At 70.6% G+C, this 22,488-nt stretch carries 2 protein-coding genes; both read left to right on the top strand.

Annotation, left to right across the window (positions count from 1 at the left end; genetic code table 11):
• Positions 1 to 5: 5 nt before the first annotated feature.
• A complete protein-coding gene (locus ACFVM3_RS23595; protein WP_378441756.1) occupies positions 6 to 22,208 on the top strand; it encodes a non-ribosomal peptide synthase/polyketide synthase in 22,203 nt (7,400 codons plus the stop codon).
• Entirely contained in the window at positions 22,205 to 22,414 is a 210-nt protein-coding gene (locus ACFVM3_RS23590; RefSeq protein ID WP_007029404.1) for an MbtH family protein, read from the top strand. The genes ACFVM3_RS23595 and ACFVM3_RS23590 overlap by 4 nt, the downstream gene beginning before the upstream one ends.
• Positions 22,415 to 22,488 lie beyond the last annotated feature (74 nt).

Below are 22,488 nucleotides of genomic sequence, written 5' to 3'. Positions count from 1 at the left end.
ACCAGATGAACCGCGGCTTTCCCCTGACCCCGGCACAGCAGGGGATTTGGCTCGCGCAGCAGCTCGACCCGGCCGATCCGGTCTACACGATCGGCTGGGTCGCCGAGCTTCGCGGCGACGTCGACATCGCCCGGCTGGGTGAAGCCGTCCGGCGGGCGGTCGCGGAGGCGGAATGCCTCCACGTCACGGTCGAGCTGGACGGCGACACGCCGGTCCAGCGTCCGGTCGCCCCCGGTGAGGTCGCGGTCCTCGACTTCACCGGCGAGCCGGATCCGGAGCTGGCCGCGGACGAGTGGGCACGGGCCGAGCTCGCCGTGGTGACCGACCCTGCCCGAGGGCCGCTCACCGCGCACGCACTGCTCGTCCTGGCCGCCGACCGGGTCCGCTGGTTCCAGCGCTACCACCACCTGGTGATGGACGCGCACGGCCAGGCCGTCCTGACCCGTCGCGCGGCGGCCCTCTATTCGGGGACCGCCGAGGAGGTCTTCTGGCCGCTCGCCGGACTGGCCGACGCGGACTACGACGCGAAGGCCGACCGCGACTACTGGCTCGGGGAACTCGCGGGCAGGCCCAACCCGGTGCGGCTGCTCGGCCGCGCGTCGTCCGGCCGGGTCCGGCTCCGGCGGCATTCGTGGGCGCTGCCCGCGGCGAACGCCGGTCGCCTGCGGAAGTTCGCGCTCGACGCGGGAACGAGGCTGTCCCGGGTGGCGATCGCCGCGGTGGCGGCGTACGCCCACCGGGTGACCGGCGTCGAAGACCTCGTCCTCGGGCTGCCGGTCACCGCGCGGACCACCCGCGCCCTGCGTGAGCAGCCGGGCATGGTCTCCAACGTTTTGCCGTTGCGCCTGACGGTGCGCCCGGAGACGACGCCGGCGCAGCTCGTCGCCCAGGTCGCGGAGAAGGTCTCCGCACTGCTGGAACACAGCCGGTATCGCGGGGAAGACCTCGCGCGTGAGCTCGGCGCGAGCGGCGGGGTGCACGAACTCGTCGGGTTGAGCGTGAACTACATGGCCGTGGACGGCGAACTCGCGTTCGGCGACGCGAGCGCGACGGTGCACAACCTCGAACTCGGGCCGATCAGCGACGTCGCCATCGCCGTGTACGACGCCGGCGAAGGCCGTGGGCTCCGCTTCGACTTCGATGCCGACGCGGCCGTGTCTTCCGACGACGAACTGGCCGATCATCGCCGCCGGTTCGCCTCGGTGCTGGACGCCCTGATGGTGGGGCCGGACCTGCCGCTGGCCGCGATCGACCTGCTCTCCGCCGAGGAACGCGATCGGGTCCTGGCGCTCGGGAAGGCGGTCGCGGAGTCGCCGGAGGTGTCCTGGCCCGAGACGTTCGCCCGGGTCGTCGCTCGGAAGCCGGACGCGGAGGCCGTCGTCTGCGAGGACGTCCGGATGACCTACGCGGAGGTCGACGCCGCCGCCAACCGGCTCGCTCGCCTGCTGCGGCGACGTGGCGTCGGTGACGAGGACGTCGTCGGTGTGGCGATGCCGCGGTCGGCCGATCTCGTCGTCGCGCTGCTCGGCGTGATGAAGGCCGGGGCCGCGTACCTCCCGCTCGACCTCGACCACCCCGAAGATCGCCTCGCGTACATGCTTTCGCACGCGGGTGCGGAGATCGTCGTGTCCACTGTGGAGGAATCCGTGCAGCTGCCGTCCGGTGTGGACGCCGAGCGGATCCTGCTCGACGATTCCGAGACGGCCGCCGAGCTCGCGGCGCTCGACTCGTCCACTGTGGACGTGAGCGGGATCGCGCTGAGCCAGGCCGCGTATGTCATCTACACCTCGGGCTCGACCGGCAAGCCGAAGGGCGTGGTCCTGTCCCACGACGGGATCGGCAGCCTGATCAGCACGGCGACCGAACGGATCGGCATCGGCGAGGACAGCAGGGTGGTGCAGTTCGCCTCCACCGGTTTCGACGTGACGGTCTGGGATCTGGTGATGTCGCTGTGCGTCGGCGGGACATTGATCGTGGTTCCGTCGCATCGCCGGGTCGCGGGCGTCGAACTGACCGGCTACATCGCGGACAACGCGGCGACGCACATGATCCTGCCGCCGTCGCTGGTCGCGGCGCTGCCGTCGGACTGCGAACTGCCGAAGGGCGCGGTGCTGATCGTCGGCACCGAAACCGTCCCGCCGGAACTGATCGCGCGCTGGGCCGAAGACCTGCGGGTCGTCGCCGCGTACGGGCTGACCGAGGCGACGGTGAACTCCACGCTGTGGGCGGCCGAGCCCGGCTGGACCGGCCCGATCCCGATCGGTGTTCCGGATCCGAACACGCGCTGCTACGTCCTCGACACCGCGCTGCGGCCGGTCCCGGTCGGCGTCGAGGGCGAGTTGTACGTCGGCGGACGCGGTCTCGCGCGGGGCTACGCGGGCCGTCCGGGACTGTCGGCCGAACGCTTCGTCGCCGACCCGTTCGCCGGCGGCGGGGCGCGGATGTACCGCACCGGCGACCGGGTCCGCTGGCGAGCGGACGGGAACCTCGACTTCCTCGGCCGGACCGATCACCAGGTCAAGATCCGCGGGTTCCGGATCGAACCCGGGGAGGTCGAGTCGGCGCTCGCCACGTTCACCGGGGTCGAGCGGATCGCCGTCGTGCCCCGCGAGGTCAAGCCGGGCGACCGGCGGCTGGTGGCGTACGTCGTCCCGGCCGCGGACGGATCGCCGTCGCTGGTCAAGGATCTGCGTGCCCACGCGGAAGCGGCACTGCCGCACTACATGGTGCCGTCGGCGTTCGTGGAACTCGACCGGCTGCCGATCATGCCGAACGGCAAACTCGACCGCACCGCGCTGCCCCTGCCGGACTTCGGCGCCGCCGCCACCGGCCGCGCGCCGCGCACCGAACGCGAGCGGATCCTGTGCGACGTCGCCGCGCGAGTCCTCGGCCTGGCTTCGTTCGGTGCCGACGACGACTTCTTCTCGCTCGGCGGCGACAGCATCCTGTCCATCCGGTTGGTGCTGGGCGCGGCGGAACACGGTCTCGCCATCACTCCGCGTCAGGTGTTCCAGCACCGGACTCCCGAGGCGCTTGCCACCTGTGCGGAGGCCGTCGTCGCCGAGTCCACCGTGGACGAGCGGCCGTTGCTGGAACTGACCGACGTCGAACGCGCGTCGCTCGCCGAGTACGCCGACGTCCTGCCCGTGACGCCGTTGCAGGAAGGGTTCTTCTTCCACGCGGAGTTCGAAGGCGGCCAGGCCGCGGACATCTACACGGTGCAGGAGGTGCTGGACCTCGAAGGTGACGTCGACGCCGACGCGCTGCGCCGATCGGCACAGGCCTTGTTGAATCGGTATTCGTCGCTGCGGTCCGGTTTCCGGCAGCTCGAAGGCGGCCAGGTCGTCCAGACAGTGACCCGGCATGCCGAACTGCCTTGGCGTGAGGTGGCCGCCGAAGACGCCGCGGAAGCCTTCGAGGCCGACCGCGCGCGCCGGTTCGACTTCGCGCGTCCGCCGCTGCTGCGGGCGACCTTCACCCGGCTCGATGAGCGTCACGCCAAGCTGGCGCTGACGTTCCACCACATCATCGCCGACGGCTGGTCGGTCGTGGTGCTGCTTCGCGAACTGCTGGCGGGTTACGAAGGAGCGAATACGCTCCCGGAGACGGACACTCGCGCCGACCACCTGCGGCGGCTCGTGGCCCGTGATCACGAGGCTTCGCGCGAAGCCTGGCGCGCGGCGCTGTCCGGAGTGGACGAACCGACCCGGCTGGTCGATGGGCGTGCCGGGGCGGCGAGACAGCCGTCGCGCCTGCACCTGAACCTCGGCGAGCAGCCGACGAAGGCGTTGTCGGACATGGCTCGGGCGCACGGGCTCACCCTCGGGGCCGTGCTGCACGGCGCGTGGGGTCTCCTGCTCGGCGGGCTCACGGGCCGTGACGACGTGCTGTTCGGCAGCACGGTGTCCGGTCGTGACACCGGCGCCGCTGGGATCGAGTCGGCGGTCGGGCTCTACATCAACACGGTGCCGGTGCGGTTGCGCTGGTCGGGAGCCGAGACGGTTGCCGCCGTGCTGCGGCGGCTACAAGGCGAGCAGGCGGCGTTGCTGGATCACCAGCATCTCGGGCTCGGTGAATTGCAGCGCATCGCCGGTGCCGGGCAGGAAGAACTGTTCGACACCCTCGTGGTCGTCGAGAACTTCCCGCGTGACGACGAACGCGCGTCCGGAACCGTGCGTCTCACCGGCGTCGAGGTCACCGACGCGGTGCACTTCCCGGTCGCGGTGATCGTGACTCCGGGCGAGGACCTGGAGTTCAGCCTCAAGTTCGACGCCGCGCGGATCGACGCGGGCGCGGCGGGGCAGCTCGCCGAGCGGTTCGCTCGCCTGCTGGAGACGCTGACCGCGAACCCCGAACTGCCGGTCGCCGCCCTCGACCTGCTGTCGCCCGCCGAACGCGGCCGTCTGGCCGAACTCAACGCGACCTCGCATCCGGTGCCGGAGCGCACGCTGGCGGAGGCCTTCGCCGAGCAGGTCGCCAAGACGCCGTCCGCGACGGCGGTGATCTTCAGGGACACCGAACTGTCCTATGCGGACCTCGACTCCCGCGCCGAGAACCTGGCTCGCAGGTTGCGTGCCCTGGGCGCCGGTCCCGAAGAGGTCGTCGCCGTCGCCGTGCCGAGGTCGGCCGAGCTGATGGTCGCCCTGCTGGGTGTTCTCAAGGCCGGGGCCGCCTACCTGCCGATCGACCTCGACTATCCGGCGGACCGGCTCGAATACATGCTCGCCGATTCCGGTGCGCGTTTCGTGCTCTCCGAACCCGGGACTGTGGCGCGGATCCCCGTCGTCGCCGGTCTGACGCAGGTTCCCGTGACCGGCGAGCCAGTCGGCGACGTCCCAGGAGCGGCCGCCGGACCGGACAACACCGCCTACCTGATCTACACCTCCGGATCGACCGGGCGGCCGAAGGGCGTGGCCGTCACGCATCGCGCGATCGTCAACCGGCTCGCGTGGATGCAGCACGAATACCGGCTCACGGCTTCGGACCGCGTGCTGCAGAAGACGCCGTCGAGTTTCGACGTGTCGGTCTGGGAGTTCTTCTGGGCGTTGTGCGAAGGCGCCGCGGTGGTCCTGGCCGAACCGGACGGCCATCGCGACCCCGCGTATCTCGCGAGGGTGATCCGGGAACGGCAGATCACCACCCTGCACTTCGTCCCGTCCATGCTCGCCGCGTTCCTCGGCAGCGACGAGGTCGCCGGCGGCCTCGGGTCGTTGCGCCGCGTCTTTTCCAGCGGCGAGGCGCTGACCGGCGAGACCGCCGCCCGCTGGCGTGCGCTCACCGGCGTTCCGCTGCACAATCTCTACGGTCCCACCGAGGCGGCCGTGGACGTCACCTTCTTCGAGAGCACAGGGGCCGAAGGCGCCACGGTGCCCATCGGACGTCCCGTGTGGAACACGCGGGTGCACGTCCTCGACGGCTGCCTCCGCCCGGTGCCCGACGGCGTGGCGGGCGAGCTGTACCTCGCCGGCGTCCAGCTGGCCCGCGGCTACCACGGACGGCCCGGCCTGACCGCCGAACGCTTCGTCGCCGACCCGTTCGGCGAGCCGGGGCAGCGGCTGTACCGGACCGGTGACCTGGTGCGGCGCCGCGCCGACGGCGAGATCGAGTACCTCGGCCGCACCGATCGGCAGGTGAAGATCCGCGGCAATCGGATCGAACTCGGCGAGATCGAGGTGGTCCTCGCCGCGCTGCCGGAGGTGAAGGCAGCCACGGTCGTCGCGAAGGACGGCGCGCTCGTCGGTTACGTCGTCGGCGACGTGGACCCGGAGCGGCTGCGTGCCGCCGTCGGCGAGGCGCTGCCGTCGCCGATGGTCCCTCAGGCCTTCGTCGTGCTCGACGAATTCCCCTTGACCCCCAGCGGGAAACTCGACGTCCGCGCCCTGCCCGCGCCCGAGGTCGGAAAAGCCGCCACCGTCCCGGAGAGTGATCAGGAACGGACCCTCGCCCGGATCTTCGCGGAGGTCCTCGGTCTGGACTCCGTCGGTGCCGACGGCGACTTCTTCCTGCTGGGCGGCGACAGCATCTCGTCGATCGCCGTGTCGAGCCGCGCCCGGCGGTCCGGGTTCGAGCTGAGCCCCAAGGACGTGTTCGAGCTCCGGACCCCGGCCGCGCTCGCCGCCTTTGCCGCACCTGCCGAGCCGACGGCGGTGGCGGAAGGTGTCGGCGCCCTGCCTCTCCTTCCCGAGGTGCTCAGGCTGCGGGAACTCGGCGACGCGGTCCAGCCGGAGTCCGTGCTGCTGAACGCGCCCGCCGGAGCAGACGTCGAGACGCTCGCCGCCGCCCTGCAACTCGTGCTCGACCACCACGACGGCCTGCGGCTCGAACTGGCGCGGGTCGCCTCGGTGCTGTGGTCGCTCGAAATCCGTCCACAAGGGACGGTGCAGGCGGCGGATCTGCTCCGTCACGCGACCGGATCCGTCGACGACGAATACCGGGACGCTGCCAGGCTTACGGACAACCTGCTGCAGGCCATTTGGTTCGACGAGCCGGGCAGGCTGCTCCTGGTCGCGCATCCGGTCCTGCTGGACGCGCGGAGCTGGACGACGCTGGCGGCCGATCTCGCGATCGCCTGGCAGGCCGTGACCGACGGCCGCCCGCCGGTGTTCACCCCGCCGCGGACGTCGCTGCGCACGATCGCCCGCCGGATCACCGACGAAGCGCAGGATCCCGCGCTGCTGGGCGAGATCGAGCACTGGGCGGAGACCTTGGCGCCCGGCACCGCCGAGATCCCGGGCGAGGTCACCGAACGTCGCATCACCCTGTCCGTCGAGGACACTCGGGCGCTCGTCGGCGCGCTCCCGTCGGCCGTGCACGGCGACGTGACCGACGTGCTCCTGACGGCGCTGAAAATGTCCGTGGACGGCGATCTCCTCGTCGATCTCCACGGCAGGGTGGATGCCTCGGACACGGTCGGCGCGCTGACGTCGGCCCGCCCGGTGCGGATCACCGCAACCGGCGAACCGCTCGCGCTGCTCAAGGCCGTCAAGGAGACCGTCCGGAAGACACCTGACGGCTACGGCCCGCTGCGTTACCTCAACGTCCAGACCGGCCCGTTGCTCGCCGGCCTCCCGAAGCCGCGGATCGCGCTGCGCTACGACGGCCGGATCCCGGCCGGGCCGGGGGAGTGGCAGGTCGCCGGGCACGTGGCCGTGCCGCCGTCCGGAGACCACGCCGTCCGCATCGGGGTGGCGTGCGAGGAGACCGCGGACGGGCCGAGGCTGACGGCGACGTTCGCCGGGACGGGCGCCGCGCTCGCTGAACGCTGGGCCGCCGCCTTGGTCGATCTAGCGGCGGTGGACACGTACGCGCCGGTGGGCCTCACGCCGTCCGACCTCGAACTCGTGTCGCTGACGCAGGAGGAGATCGCCCGCGTCGAGCGGGTCAGCCCGGTGCCGGTCGCCGACGTCTGGTCGTTGTCGCCACTGCAGGAAGGCCTGTTCTTCCATTCCAGCTACAACTCCGACCGGGTCGACATCTACACGATCCAGGAGGCGATCGACTTCGATCACCGCCTGGACGCCGACCGGTTGCGGGCGGCGGTCTCCGCGCTGCTGCGCCGGATCCCAAGCCTCGGTGCCGGGTTCACCAGCGACGGGCTGCGCGGGCCGGTGCAGTTCGTGGCGGCCGAGGTCGACCCCCCGGTGTCCGAAGTGGACCTTTCGGCGCTGCCCGAAGACGAACAGCAGGAACGCCTCGACGCTTTGATGGCCGAGGACCGCGCGACGCGGTTCGACCTCGGTGCCCCGCCGCTGTTCCGGCTGAAGCTGGTGCGGCTCGGCGACGGACGCGACCGTGTCGTGCTGAACCGGCACCTGCTGCTCTGGGACGGCTGGTCCGCCTGGTTGTTCATCGAGCAGCTGTTCGCGCTGTACGACCTCGGCGGCGACGACCGCGCCCTGCCCGCCGCCGGGTCCTATATGGACTTCCTGCGCTGGCTGGACCGGCAGGACATCGAAGCGGCGACGAACGCGTGGCGCGAGGCGCTGTCCGGTCTCGCGGAGCCGACGGTCATCGGTCCGGAAGGCCGGGACCTGGCCCCGGCGACCCCGGTCAACCTGGACACCGTGCTCCCGCCCGAACTGGGCCTCGCGTTGCGTGAGCAGGCCAGAAGGCACGGCCTGACCGTCAACTCCGTGCTCAACGCCGCGTGGGGACTTGTCCTCTCGACCATGACCGGACGGACCGACGTCGTGTTCGGCGCCGCGGTCGCGGGCAGGCCCGCAGCCGTGCCCGACATCGAGAACACCATCGGCCTGTTCCTCAACACCGTGCCCACCAGGGTGCGGCTCGACGCGGCCGAATCCGTCCTGGACCTGGTGCGGCGCTTGCAGTCCGAGCGCATGGACCTGACTCCGTACGAGTTCATGAGCCTCGGTGTCCTGCAACGGGAAGCCGGGCATCGCGTCCTGTTCGACACGCTCTTCGTGCTGCGCAACGCCGACGGCGACGAACGGCGCGACGGTCTGCGTCACCGGCACGGCATCACCGGCCTGCTGAACATCGACGCCACGCACTACCCGTTGACGCTGGTGGTCACGCCGGGCGAGGAGATCCGGATCACGGTGTCCTACCGGGACGACGTGATCGACGCCGCCGAGGCCGCGTCGGTGCTGGACCGGTTCACGTCGCTGGTCGCGCAGATCGTCGACGACCCGGCGAAACCGGTCGCCGCGCTCGCTACGGTGTCCGCCGAGGACCGTGCCGCGCTGGAGGCGGGCTGGGCCGAGGCCGAGCATCCTGTCGTCGAGGACACGATCGCGGACCTGCTGGCCGTGCAGGCAGAGCGGACTCCGGACGCGACGGCCCTGGTGTTCGGTGAAGAGCAGCTGACCTACACCGAACTCGACGCGCGCATCAACCGGATGGCCCGTCTGCTGCTGGCGAAGGGCGCCGCACCGGAACAGGTGATCGCGCTCGGTCTGCCGCGGTCGATCGACATGGTCGTCGCGCTGTTCGCGGTGCTGCGGACCGGCGCGGCGTATCTGCCGCTGGAGCTCGACTACCCGGTCGAGCGACTCACGGTGATGCTGGAGGACGCCCGGCCACTGTGTTTGGTGTCCACGAAGGAGGTCTCGGCGACACTGCCTGATGACGTCCTTCGTGTGCTCGTCGACGACCACGAAGACAGGGCGTTCGGCGGCGGCCCGATCTCCGACGCCGAACGCCCGCTGTTCGCGCGCGGCCGCGCGGACCGCATGGAGCACCCGGCGTACGTCATCTACACGTCGGGCTCGACAGGAAAGCCCAAGGGTGTCGTCACGCCGTACCGTGGCCTGACGAACATGCAGCTCAACCATCAGGGCGCCATCTTCGCCCCGGCCATCGCGTCGGCGGGCGGACGGCGGCTGCGGATCGCCCACACCGTGTCGTTCGCCTTCGACATGTCGTGGGAAGAACTGCTGTGGCTCGTGGAAGGGCACGAAGTCCACGTCTGCGACGAGGAACTGCGCCGGGACGCACGGGCGCTCGTGGCGTACTGCGACGAGCACGAGGTCGACGTCGTCAACGTGACGCCGACGTACGCCCACCTGCTGATCGAGGAAGGACTGCTGGAAGGGCACCGGCCCGCGCTCGTCCTGCTCGGCGGCGAAGCGGTGTCCGAGTCGGTGTGGAACCGGCTGCGGGACACCGACGGGACGTACGGATACAACCTGTACGGCCCCACCGAATACACGATCAACACGCTCGGCGGCGGCACGACCGACAGCGACACCCCGACCGTCGGCAAGCCGATCTGGAACACGCGCGCCTACATCGTCGACGAGTGGCTCCGGCCGGTCCGCGACGGTGTCGCGGGTGAGCTCTACATCGCGGGCGAGGGCCTGGCCCGCGGCTACCTCGGCCGTCCGGGGCTGACCGCCGAACGGTTCGTCGCCGATCCGTTCGTGCCCGGTGGCGGGCGGATGTACCGCACCGGAGACCTGGTGCGACGCCGTCCGGACGGGAACATCGACTTCCTCGGCCGCACCGACGACCAGGTCAAGATCCGCGGCTACCGCGTCGAACTCGGCGAGATCGAGACCGCGCTCAGCCGGTACCCGGAGGTCGCGCAGGCCGCCGTTCTCGCGCGGCCCGACCCGTCGGCACCCGGCTTGCAGCGGCTCATCGGCTACGTCGTCCCGGCCGAACTGAGCGGGGACGCGCGCGCCGAGGCCGAAGCCGACCAGGTCGGCGAATGGCAGCAGATCTACTCCGACGAGTACACCGAGATCCCGACGGCCCTGTTCACCGAAGACTTCGCGGGCTGGGACTCCAGCTACGACGGCGAGCCGATCCCGCTGGAGCACATGCGGGAATGGCGGCGGGCGACCGTCGACCGCATCGCCGAACTGAAGCCCGAACGGGTGCTGGAAATCGGCGTCGGCACCGGTCTGCTCATGGGGCAGATCGCGCCGCTCGCGCGGGAGTACTGGGGTACGGACCTCGCCGCGCCGGTGATCGCGAAGCTGAACCGCGAACTGGAACGGGATCCGGAGCTGGCGGCCAAGGTCACCCTGCGCGCGCAGCCGGCGCACGTGTTCGACGGCCTGCCCACCGGCCGGTTCGACACGATCGTGATCAACTCCGTCATCCAGTACTTCCCGAGCGTCGACTACTTGACCGACGTCATCACGAAGGCGATCGGCCTGCTCGCGCCCGGCGGCGCGCTGTTCGTCGGCGACGTCCGGAACCTGCGGCTCGCCCGCGCCTTCCACACCGCGATCCAGCTCACCCGCGCCGACGCGACGTCCGACGTCGCGCAGGTGCGGCGCGCGATCGAACGCGGTGCCGCGCTGGAGAAGGAACTGCTGATCGACCCGGAATACTTCACCGCGCTCGCGCGGCGGTTCCCGGATGTCGCCGCGCAGGTCCGGATCAAACGGGCCCGGCTGCACAACGAGCTGAGCCGGTACCGCTACGACGCCGTCCTCGTGAAGGAACCGGCCGCGACGGTAACCGTCGCTCAGGCGCCCCGCGTGTCCTGGGACGACGTGGGTTCCCTTGCCGCGCTGAAGGACCACCTCTCCGGTGTGGAAACGCTACGGGTGAGCCGGATCCCGGACGCTCGGCAGGCGCCGGAGGTCGAGGCGACGCGTGCGCTGGACGCCGGTGCGCCGCTGATCGACGTCCTCGCGGTGTTCGGTTCTTCTCGTGGTGTGGAACCCGAGGACATGCACGAACTCGGCGACCGGCTCGGGTTCCGGGTGTACTGCACCTGGTCGGCCGAGGGCGCGTTCGAGGCCATCTTCGTCCACAAGGGACAGACAGAGGCGCTGGTCACCGATGTGCATCAGCCGGTCTCGGTCGGCACCAACCTGGCCAAGTACGCCACGAGCCCGACGGCGGCCCGAGGCGGCGGCGAACTGGTGCAGCGCCTGCGGGACAGGCTCAAGACGGAACTGCCGGACTACATGGTCCCGGCCGCCTTCGTCACGCTGGGCGCCCTGCCCCTGACCGACAACGGCAAGCTCAACACGCGGGCGCTCCCGGATGCCGAGCCGACGGTGCGGCTCGCCGAAAGCCGTCCGGCCGAGACCGCCGAGGAGGAGACGCTGTGCGCGCTCTTCGGCGAGGTCCTCGGCGTGGACGGGGTCGGCGTCGAGGACAACTTCTTCGATCTCGGCGGCCATTCCCTGCTCGCCACCCGGCTCATCAGCCGGGCCAGGACCGAACTCGGCGCCGAACTGGCCATCCGTGACCTGTTCGAGGCGCCGACGGTGGCCGAGCTGGCCGCACGCGCGGGCAGTGGCGACCCGGCGCGCCCGGCGGTGGTCCGCGCCGAGCGTCCCGACCGCATCCCGCTTTCGGCGGCCCAGCGCAGCCTTTGGCTCGTGGACCGGATGGAAGCGAACGCGGTCGCGTACAACTTCCCGCTGACCTTCCGCCTGCGTGGCGACCTGGACATCGAAGCGTTGCGCGCCGCGCTCGGCGACGTGCTCGGCAGACACGAGGTTCTACGGACCGTGCTCGCCGAGCACGACGGGGAGCCCTACCAGTGCGTTCTGGACGCGCCGGAGATCCCGTTCGCCGTCGAAGAGTGCGACGAGGAGGGCCTGGCCGCGCGGATCGCCGAACTCTCGCGGACGCCGTTCGACCTGGCGGCGGAAATCCCGGTCCGGCTGCGGGTCCTGCGCCTCGGCGAAGGCGACCACGTGATCTCGCTGGTCCTGCACCACAGCGCGACCGACGAATGGTCCGACCGGCCGTTCCTGGACGATCTGACCTCGGCCTACCGGGCGCGGCTGGCGGGTGAGGCTCCAGTGTGGACGGACCTCCCGGTGCAGTATGCCGACTTCGCGTTGTGGCAGAGGGACTTCCTCGACCAGCACGGAGCAGATCAAGTCGCTTACTGGGCCGAGTCCTTGCGCGGGGCGCCCGACGAGTTGGCCTTGCCGCTGGACCGCCCCCGGCTGCTCCAGCCGACGGGCAAGGGCGGAAAGGTCAAGTCCCCGCTCCCGGAGGACCTGTCGGCCGCGGTGCGCGACCTGGCGGCTAAGGCGGGTGCGAGCCCGTTCATGGTGCTTCAGGCGGCGGTGGCCGCCCTGCTGCACCGGACCGGTGCCGGGGACGACATCCCGTTGGGCGCTCCGATCGCCGGACGCACCGACGCGGCACTCGACGATCTCGTCGGATACTTCGTGAACACGCTGGTGCTGCGGACCGATCTTTCCGGCGAGCCGACCTTCGCGGCCTTGCTCGATCGGGTGCGAGAGGCGGATCTCGCCGCGTTCTCGCACGGCGACCTGCCGTTCGAGCGCGTGGTCGAGGAGCTGAACCCGCCGCGGGTGCCGGGGCGCAACCCGCTGTTCCAGGTGATGGTGGGCCACCACCGGCAGAGCGACGCGCACGACGTGCTCGGCCTGCCGGCCGAGTGGTTCGAGATGGACACCGGCATGGCGAAGTTCGACCTGCACTTCACGATGGTCGACGACGGGACCACCGCCACGCTGATGCTGGAGTACGCCGAGGATCTCACCGACGCGACGACGGCCGAGCGCTTGCTGGCCCGGCTGACGTCGCTGCTGGAGCAGGTCACGGCCGAACCGGAGCGGCCCGTCGCGGCGCTCGACGTCCTCGTCGGCGACGAACTCGCGCGGGTGACCGAATGGAACCGCACGGCTCACGAGGTCCCGGTCGCGACGCTGCCGGAGTTGTTCGAGGCGCAGGTGGCGCGGACTCCGGACGCTACCGCTGTGGTGTTCGAGGGCGCCGAGCTGTCGTACGCCGAGTTCGGCGCGCGGGCGAATCAGCTCGCGAGGTGGCTGGTCGAGCAGGGAGTGGGTGCGGAGTCGGTGGTGGCGGTGTCGCTGCCGCGGTCGCTCGACCTGGTCGTCGCTCTCTACGCGGTGCACAAGGCTGGTGGCGCTTACCTGCCGGTCGACCGCGACTATCCGGCCGACCGCATTGCGTTCATGCTCGAAGACGCCGCCCCTGCGGTCGTTCTCGACGAGCTGCCCGCTTTGGATGGCTACTCCGGTGAGAATCTGGGCCGGGTCGTGGATCCGTCGTCTCCGGCGTACGTGATCTACACGTCCGGCTCGACCGGTCGCCCCAAAGGTGTGGTGGTGCCGCATTCCGGCATCGTGAACCGGTTGTTGTGGATGCAGGACGAGTACGGTCTCGCCGCCGATGATCGGGTGTTGCAGAAGACGCCGTCGAGTTTCGACGTGTCGGTGTGGGAGTTCTTCTGGCCGTTGATCACCGGCGCGACGCTGGTGGTCGCCAAACCCGAGGGGCACAAGGATCCGGCGTACCTCGCCGAGCTGATCCGCACCGCCCGGATCACGACCGTCCACTTCGTCCCGTCGATGCTGGCGCTGTTCCTGGAAACCGCCGAATGTACTGGCCTGCGGCGCGTGATCTGCAGTGGCGAGGCGTTGCCGTCGAAGTTGGCCGCCCGTGTGGATGTCCCGCTGTACAACCTCTACGGCCCGACCGAGGCGTCTGTCGACGTGACGGCCTGGCGGGCCCGTGCCGAAACGACACCGTCCGTCCCGATCGGACGTCCGGTCTGGAACACGCGGACGTATGTGCTGGACGCGCGGCTGAACCCGGTCCCGCCAGGGGTCCCCGGTGAGCTCTACCTCGCCGGCGTGCAGCTCGCTCGCGGGTACCTGGCCAGGCCGGGGCTGACCGCCGAGCGGTTCGTCGCCGACCCGTTCGGCGGCCCGGGTGAGCGCATGTACCGCACCGGGGACCTCGCGCGCTGGTCGGAAGACGGCGTTCTGGAGTTCCTGGGCCGGGTCGACGACCAGGTCAAGATTCGCGGCTTCCGGGTCGAACTCGGCGAGGTCGAAGCCGCCTTGACCGCGTTCGTCACGCGCGCCGTGGTCGTCGCTCGCGAAGACCGGCTGGTGGCCTACGTCGTCGGCTCGGTCGAAGGCCTGCGGGAGAAGGTGGCGGCGAAGCTGCCGGAGCACATGGTGCCGTCGGCGTTCGTCGTGCTCGACGAGATCCCGCTGACCCCGAACGGCAAACTCGACCGCAAGGCCCTGCCCGCGCCGGAGTTCGCGACCAGCGAAGGCCGCGAGCCCCGGAACGCGCGGGAAGAGGCCCTGTGCGCGCTGTTCGCCGACGTGCTCGGTGTCGAGCGGGTCGGGATTGACGACGGGTTCTTCACGCTCGGCGGGCATTCGCTGCTGGTGATGCGCCTGGTCAGCCGGATCTCGGCGAGTCTCGGCGCCACGGTCTCGGTCCGCGACGTCTTCGACGCCCCGACCGTCGCCGCGCTGGCCGAACGGCTCGCGGACCCGTCCACGCAGCCGGTCCTGAGCGCCGGGAAGCGGCCGGACGTCCTGCCGCTTTCGCCCGCGCAGCGACGGTTGTGGTTCCTGTACCGGCTCGAAGGGACCACGGCCACCTACAACATCCCGCTCGCCTGGCGCCTGCACGGCGAACTGGACGTGGACGCGCTGCGCGCGGCTATCGGCGACCTCGTCGAGCGGCACGAACCACTCCGGACCGTGTTCGTCGAAGAAGGTGGCGTCGCGGCGCAGCGGATCCTGTCCGACGCGCGACCGGAGGTCCGTTTCGAGGCGGCCGGAGACCTTCCGGCGCAGTTGTCCGCCGAGGCAGGGCGAGGTTTCGCGCTCGACGAGGAACTTCCGATCCGAGCAACGGTCTTCGCGGTGTCGCCACGGGAGCACGTCCTGTCGCTGGTGATCCACCACGTGGCGACGGACGAGTGGTCACAAGGGCCGCTGATGGCGGATCTCGCCACGGCGTACGAAGCTCGCCTGGCCGGGGATGCGCCACAGTGGACGGAACTGCCCGTCCAGTACGCGGATTACGCCTTGTGGCAACGGGAACTGCTCGACTCGACGGCACCCGCGCACCTCGACTTCTGGCGGGAGGCGCTGGCAGACCTGCCGGACGAACTGGCCTTGCCCGCGGACCGGCCGCGGCCTGCCGAGTCGAGCCACAGCGGCGGTCTCGTCACCTTCCCGATCGGCGGCGGGCTCACCGAACGCCTGCGTGCGGTCGCTCGGCGGTACGACGTCAGCATGTTCATGCTGGCGCAGGCCGCGGTCGCGGCGCTGCTGCACCGGCTCGGCGCAGGAGACGACATCCCGCTCGGCGCACCGAGTTCCGGCCGTGTCGACGAGCGGCTGGAGCCGCTGATCGGCTTCTTCGTGAACTCGCTGGTGCTGCGCACCGACCTGTCCGGCGACCCGGCGTTCGGCGACCTGCTTTCACGGGTGCGGGCGACCGACCTCGCCGCCTTCGAACACCAGGACCTGCCGTTCGAGCGCCTGGTCGACGCGGTCAACCCGGAACGTTCGCTGGCCAGGCATCCGTTGTTCCAGGTGATGGTGGTCTACCTGCCCGAAGCCGAGGACGGGCTGAAGCTGCCCGGGCTCAGTGCCGTCCAGGAGGACTTCGCGCAGGGCGTCGCCAAGTTCGACCTCGAGTTCGGGTTCCTGGAGAACGGCGACGGGATCTCGGGCGCCATCGAGTACAGCGCCGATCTGTTCGACCACGCCACGGCCGAATCGTTCGCGCGGCGGCTAGTCGCCGTTCTGGAGCAGGTGGCCGCCGATCCAGCGATCCCAGTCGGCGAGCTCGACGTCCTCGGCGAGGACGAGCGTGACCAGCTCCGGCGCTGGAACGACACCGCGCACGACGTCCCGGCGACCACCCTGCCGGAGTTGTTCGAGGCGCAGGTGGCACGGACGCCGGACGCTACGGCTGTGGTGTTCGAGGGCTCCGAGCTGTCGTATGCCGAGTTCGACGCGCGGGCGAATCAGCTCGCGAGGTGGCTGGTCGAGCAGGGTGTGGGTGCCGAGTCGGTGGTGGCGGTGTCGCTGCCGCGGTCGCTCGATCTCGTGGTCGCGCTGTACGCCGTGCACAAGGCGGGCGGGGCGTATCTGCCGCTCGACACGGACTATCCGGCCGACCGGCTGGCGTTCATGCTCGATGACGCGGCACCCGCGGTCGTTCTCGATGAGCTGCCCGCGCTGGACGGGTATTCCGGTGAGAGTCTGGGCCGGGTCGTGGATCCGTCGTCTCCGGCGTACGTCATCTACACATCTGGTTCGACCGGTCGCCCCAAGGGTGTCGTGGTGCCTCACGAGGGCATCGTGAACCGCCTGCTGTGGATGCAGGACGAGTACGGTCTCGCCGCGGACGACCGCGTGTTGCAGAAGACACCGTCGAGTTTCGACGTGTCGGTGTGGGAGTTCTTCTGGCCGCTGATCACCGGCGCGACGCTGGTGGTCGCCAAACCGGACGGCCACCGCGACCCGGCGTATCTCGAAGCACTGATCCGGGACCAGCGGATCACGACCCTGCACTTCGTCCCGTCGATGTTGGAGGCGTTCCTCGCCGAAGAGCCGGAGTGGCACGCCGTCCGCCGCGTTCTGTGCAGTGGCGAGGCGCTGCAGCCGGAACTGGCGGCTCGCGTGGACGTCCCGCTGCACAACCTCTACGGGCCGACAGAGGCTTCGGTGGACGTGACCTCGTGGGCGGTCGTCGATGACACTGTCCCTATTGGACGTCCGGTGTGGAACACCCAGGTCCACGTGCTCGACGCCCGGCTCCGGCCGGTGCCGCCGGGCGTGGCGGGGGAGCTGTACCTGGCGGGCGCGCAGCTCGCGCGCGGCTATCTCGGCCGGACCGGGCTGACCGCCGAGCGGTTCGTGGCGAACCCGTTCGCGGCCGGGGAGAGGATGTACCGCACGGGCGATCTCGCGCGGTGGCGGGCGGACGGCGCGCTCGACTATCTCGGCCGAGCCGACGACCAGGTCAAACTGCGCGGCTTCCGGATCGAGCTGGGCGAGATCGAGTCCGTGCTCTCCGCCCGCGTGGTCCTGCGCGACGGCAGGCTCGTCGCGTACCTGGCGGGGGAGGCGGACGTCGAAGAAGCCCGGCGGCTGGCCGAGGCCACACTGCCGGAGTACATGGTGCCGTCGGCGTTCGTGGTGCTGGACGCGTTCCCGTTGACACCCAACGGGAAGCTCGACCGCAAGGCGCTGCCCGCCCCGGACTTCTCCGGCGAGGTCACCGGCGATGCCCCGCGCACACCGCGCGAGGAACTGCTCGCGTCGCTCGTCGCCGGTGTGCTCGGGCTGGACAAGGTGGGTATCCACGACGATTTCTTCCGTCTCGGCGGCGACAGCATCGTCGCGATGCAGCTGGTCGGCCGCGTGCGGAGCGCCGGGCTGCTCCTGAGCCCGCGTGACGTCTTCCGGCACCGGACCGTCGCGGCCTTGGCCGAGGTGAGCTCGGTGCGGCTCGACGCGCCCACCTCCAGGAAGCCGTTGGTGGAGCTCGATCCTGCCGAGCGCGCGGAAATCCTCGACGTCGCGCCGGACACGGCCGAGGTGTGGCCGCTGACGCCGTTGCAGGCCGGACTGCTCTTCCACGCGACGATGGACGACGACGGACCCGACGTCTACACCGTCCAGGTGTCGTTCGATCTCGACGGGCCGCTCGATCCGGTCCGCCTGCGTGACGCCGCGCAGAAGCTCATGGACCGGAACGCCGTCCTGCGCACGGGCTATCGGTATCTCGCGTCCGGCCGTCCGGTCGCGCTGGTGGCGCGCTCGGTCACCGTTCCGTGGCGTTTCGTCGCTTCGGCGGATGATGTCGAGGTGGAGCTGGCCCACGACCGGCGCCGCTTCGACCCGGCCACCGCGCCGCTGCTGCGTTTCCTGCTCCTGGCCCTGCCGGACGGGCGGCACCGGCTGGTGTTCACCCACCAGCATGTCCTGCTCGACGGGTGGTCGGTGCCGCAGCTGTTCGCCGAGCTATCCCAGCTGTACGCCGGCGCCGACCTGGCGCCCGCGTGGCAGTTCCGCGACCATCTCGGCTGGCTCGGGGAGCAGGACCGGGAGGCGGCGGAAGTCGCGTGGCGGCAGGCACTCGACGGTCTGACCGAGCCGACGCATCTCGTCCCGCACGACCCGCAGCGGGTCCCGGCCCTGCCGGAGCGGTTGTCGCTGGAGCTGCCGGAGCAGGCGACCGAGGCACTGTCCACTGTGGCCCGCTCGCGTGGTCTGACGCTGAACACGCTCGTCCAGACCGCGTGGAGCATCGTGCTCGGCAGGCTGACCGGCCGGTCGGACGTCGTGTTCGGCGCGACGGTCGCCGGGCGCCCGCCCGAACTGGCCGGGGTCGAGCGGATGATCGGCCTGTTCATCACCACGATCCCGGTGCGGATCGCGCTCGACCCGGCCGAGAAGCTGGGCGACCTGCTCGACCGGGTCCAGGACGAGCAGTCCGGCTTGCTGGCGCACCAGCACTTCGGGCTCGCCGACATCCAGCGTGGGGCCGGGCTGGGGGAGCTGTTCGACACGCTGATGGTGTTCGAGAGCTACCCCGGCGCGGACGAGGACGAGACCGGTGCCGGGTTACGCGGGGAGATCGTGCGCCACGAGGACTCCACGCACTATCCGCTCACCTGGGCGGTGGAACCCGGCACACGGCTGAAGCTCACCGCCGAGTACCGCTCCGACCTGTTCGACGCCGGCCTGCCGGAACGGCTTCTCCCCGCGATGGAACGCGTGCTCGCCGCGATGGTGTCCGATGTGGACGTTCCGGTCGGCAGGGTGGGCATTCTGGCCGAGGCCGACCTCGACCTGATCGTGCGGGAGTGGAACGACACGGCGCTCGCCGTCGAACCGTCCACTGTGGCCGGTCTGTTCGAAGACCAGGTGCGGCGTTCGCCTGACGCGACGGCGGTGGTGTCGGGCGAGGTCGCCTTGACCTTCACCGAACTCAACGAGCGTGCGAACCGGCTCGCCAGGGCCTTGGTCGCCCACGGCGTGGGGCCCGAGGACTTCGTCGCGTTGGCGTTGCCGCGTTCGGCGGACGTGCTGCGGACGATCCTCGCGGTCCACAAGGCGGGGGCGGCGTACCTGCCGCTCGACCCGGACTATCCCGCCGAGCGGCTGGCCGCGATGCTCGCCGACGCGCGGCCCAAGGTGATCCTGACCGAGCCCGAGCTGCTGGAGTCGTTGCCGCGGACCGAGATCGAGACCCTGGTGCTGTGCGCGCTCGTCACCGAGGACCGGCAGGCGCACGACCTGACCGATCGTGACCGGGTCCGCCCGCTCGACCCGGAACACCCCGCGTACGTGATCTACACGTCCGGCTCGACCGGGACACCCAAGGGGGTCGTCGTCCCGCATCGCGGCGTGGTGAACCTGTTCCACAGTCACCGCGTCACCCTGCACCGGCCCGCGGTCGAGGCCACCGGAAAGCCGCACCTGCGGGTGGGACACGCGTGGTCGTTCTCCTTCGACGCCTCTTGGCAGCCGCAGCTGTGGCTGCTCGACGGGCACGCCGTGCACGTCGTGGACGAGGAAACCCGGCGCGATCCCGAACTGCTGGCCGCGATGATCGAACGAGACGGCTTCGATTTCATCGAGGTCACACCGTCGTTCTTCGCGCAGATGGCGGACGCGGGGCTGCTCGACGGCGACCGGTGTCCGCTCGCCGTGATCGGTGTCGGCGGCGAGGCGGTACCCGAGAGCCTGTGGCACCGTTTGGCCACTTTGGACGGAACCGAGGCCTTCAATCTGTACGGGCCCACCGAGTCCACAGTGGACGCACTGGTCGCGAGGATCGGCGACAGCGAGAAGCCGCTGGTCGGCAGGCCGGTCGCGAACACCCGCGCCTACGTGCTGGACGCGGCACTCCGGCCGGTGCCGCCCGGAGTCACGGGGGAGCTGTACCTCGCCGGTTCCGGGCTTGCCCGGGGATACCTCGGTCGGGCGGCGCTGACGTCGGAGCGGTTCGTGGCGGATCCGTTCGGCCCGGCGGGAGCCCGGATGTACCGGACCGGCGACCTCGCCCGCTGGACCGCGGACGGGCGGCTGGACTTCGGCGGGCGCGCCGACGACCAGGCGAAGATCCGCGGGTTCCGGGTCGAGCCCGGCGAGGTCGAGGCCGTGCTCGAACGGCACGAGGACGTCGCGCAGGCCGTCGTCCTGGTGCGTGAGGATCGCCCGCGGGTCAAGCAACTGGTGGCATACGTCGTTTCGGCCGCGGACCGCGAGGAGTTGCGGCGGTTCGCTGCCGAGGCGCTACCGGATTACATGGTGCCGTCGGCGTTCGTCTCGCTCGACGCGCTTCCCGTGCTGTCCAACGGAAAGCTGGACCGCCGGGCGCTGCCCGCGCCGGACTACACGGAGCTGGCGGGCGGCCGGGCACCCGAAACCGCACGGGAGAGGGCGCTGTGCGCGCTCTTCGCGGAAGTGCTCGACGTGCCGGAACTCGGCGCCGACGACGACTTCTTCGCCCTCGGCGGGGACAGCATCGTCGCGATGCGGCTGGTCAGTCGCGCTCGCGCGGCCGGGCTGAAGATCACCCCGCACGACGTGTTCGCACGCCGGACGGTCGAGGCGCTGGCCGAGGTGGCCGAGAGCATCGAGGACGACGGCACGGTCGCGCTCACCCCGATCATGCACGCGCTCCGTGAACTCGGCGGCCCGATCGACGGGTATCACCAGGCGGCGTTGCTGCGGACACCGTCCGGGATGACCGGTGACCAGCTGAAGACCGTGCTCGGCGCGGTCGTGGCGCGGCACGACATGCTGCGCGCACGGCTCGACCGGTCGGTGGACGGCTGGGCACTCCGGATGCCCGAATCCGCCGATGTCCGCATCGAACGCGTCGAGGTCGAAGGTGATCTGTTCGCTCTCATCGAGCGGCACGCGGAGCCGACCCGTGCCCGGCTGGACCCGGACGGCGGCGTGATGCTGAGTGCGACGTGGTTCGACGCGGGACCGTCGGAGCCCGGACGGTTGCTGCTGATGATCCATCATCTCGCCGTCGACGGTGTGTCGTGGCGGATCCTGTTGCCGGATCTCGCTTCCGCCTGGGACGCGGTCGCGGTCGGCGGGGCGCCGGAACTGTCCCCTGTGGACACCTCGTTCCGGCGATGGTCACGTGCTCTGTCCACACAGGACAGGACTGGTGAGCTGGATCGCTGGAAGTCGGTGCTGGGCGGCGGGGATCCGATCCCGCTGGACCGGCCGCTCGACCCCGTGCGGGACGTGGCGGTGACCGTGAGGAAGGTGTCGCTGACCTTGCCCGCCGAGCGGACGGCCCCGCTGCTGTCCCGTGCGACCATCAACGACGTCCTGCTCGCGGGTCTCGCCCTCGCCGTCGCCCGGTGGCGCCGGGACGGGGGACGGGCGGTGCTGGTCGACGTCGAGGGGCACGGCCGCGAAGAGGAACTCGCTGGTGGCGCGGATCTTTCGCGGACGGTCGGCTGGTTCACCAGCGTCGTCCCGGTGTGCCTGGATCTGGGTGACCTCGACGTCGACGACGCGTTCGCCGGCGGTGCCGCCGCCGGGGAGGCACTCGAACGGGTCCGGGCGCATCTCGACGGGCTTCCGGACGGCGGTATCGGACACGGTCTGCTCCGCTACCTCGACCCGCGCACCGGCCCTGAACTGGCGAAGTTCCCGACGCCGCAGATCGAGTTCAACTACCTCGGCCGGATCGGTGTCCCCGAGGCGACCGACTGGTCGTACGCCGCGGAGGCGGAGGCGGCCGAACTCGGCCCTGACGACGGGATGCCGGTCTCGCACGCGCTGACGGTAAACGTCGTCACCGAGGACCGCCCCGGCGGCCCCGAACTGGCCGCACACTGGTCCTGGCCGGAGGCCGTGCTCACCGAAGACTCGGTGCGGGAACTCGCGGAAGGCTGGTTCCTCGCACTGGACGCACTCATCCGCCGGGCTGATTCACCGGCCACGAAGAAGGAGAACAAGGAATGACGAACCCGTTCGAGAACCCCGACGGCACGTACCTGGTGCTGGTCAACGACGAGGGCCAGCACAGTCTGTGGCCCGAGTTCGTCGAGGTCCCGGCGGGCTGGACCACGAAGTTCGGCCCCGCTTCGCGTCCGGAGTGCCTCGAGTACGTCGAGACCAACTGGACGGACCTGCGGCCCGCTTCGCTCGTCAAGGCCATGGAGTCCTGAGCCGCTTCGGTCCGTGAAGGCCTCCTTGTCGCTCAAGGGGGTCTTCACGGACTTGCGTTGTTCAGAATTCGGCC

Origin of the sequence: Amycolatopsis sp. NPDC057786, assembly GCF_042797905.1 — a bacterium.
GTDB lineage: Bacteria > Actinomycetota > Actinomycetes > Mycobacteriales > Pseudonocardiaceae > Amycolatopsis.
Note: the sequence above shows the minus strand (reverse complement) of the source record. Positions and strands in the feature narration are given on the sequence as shown.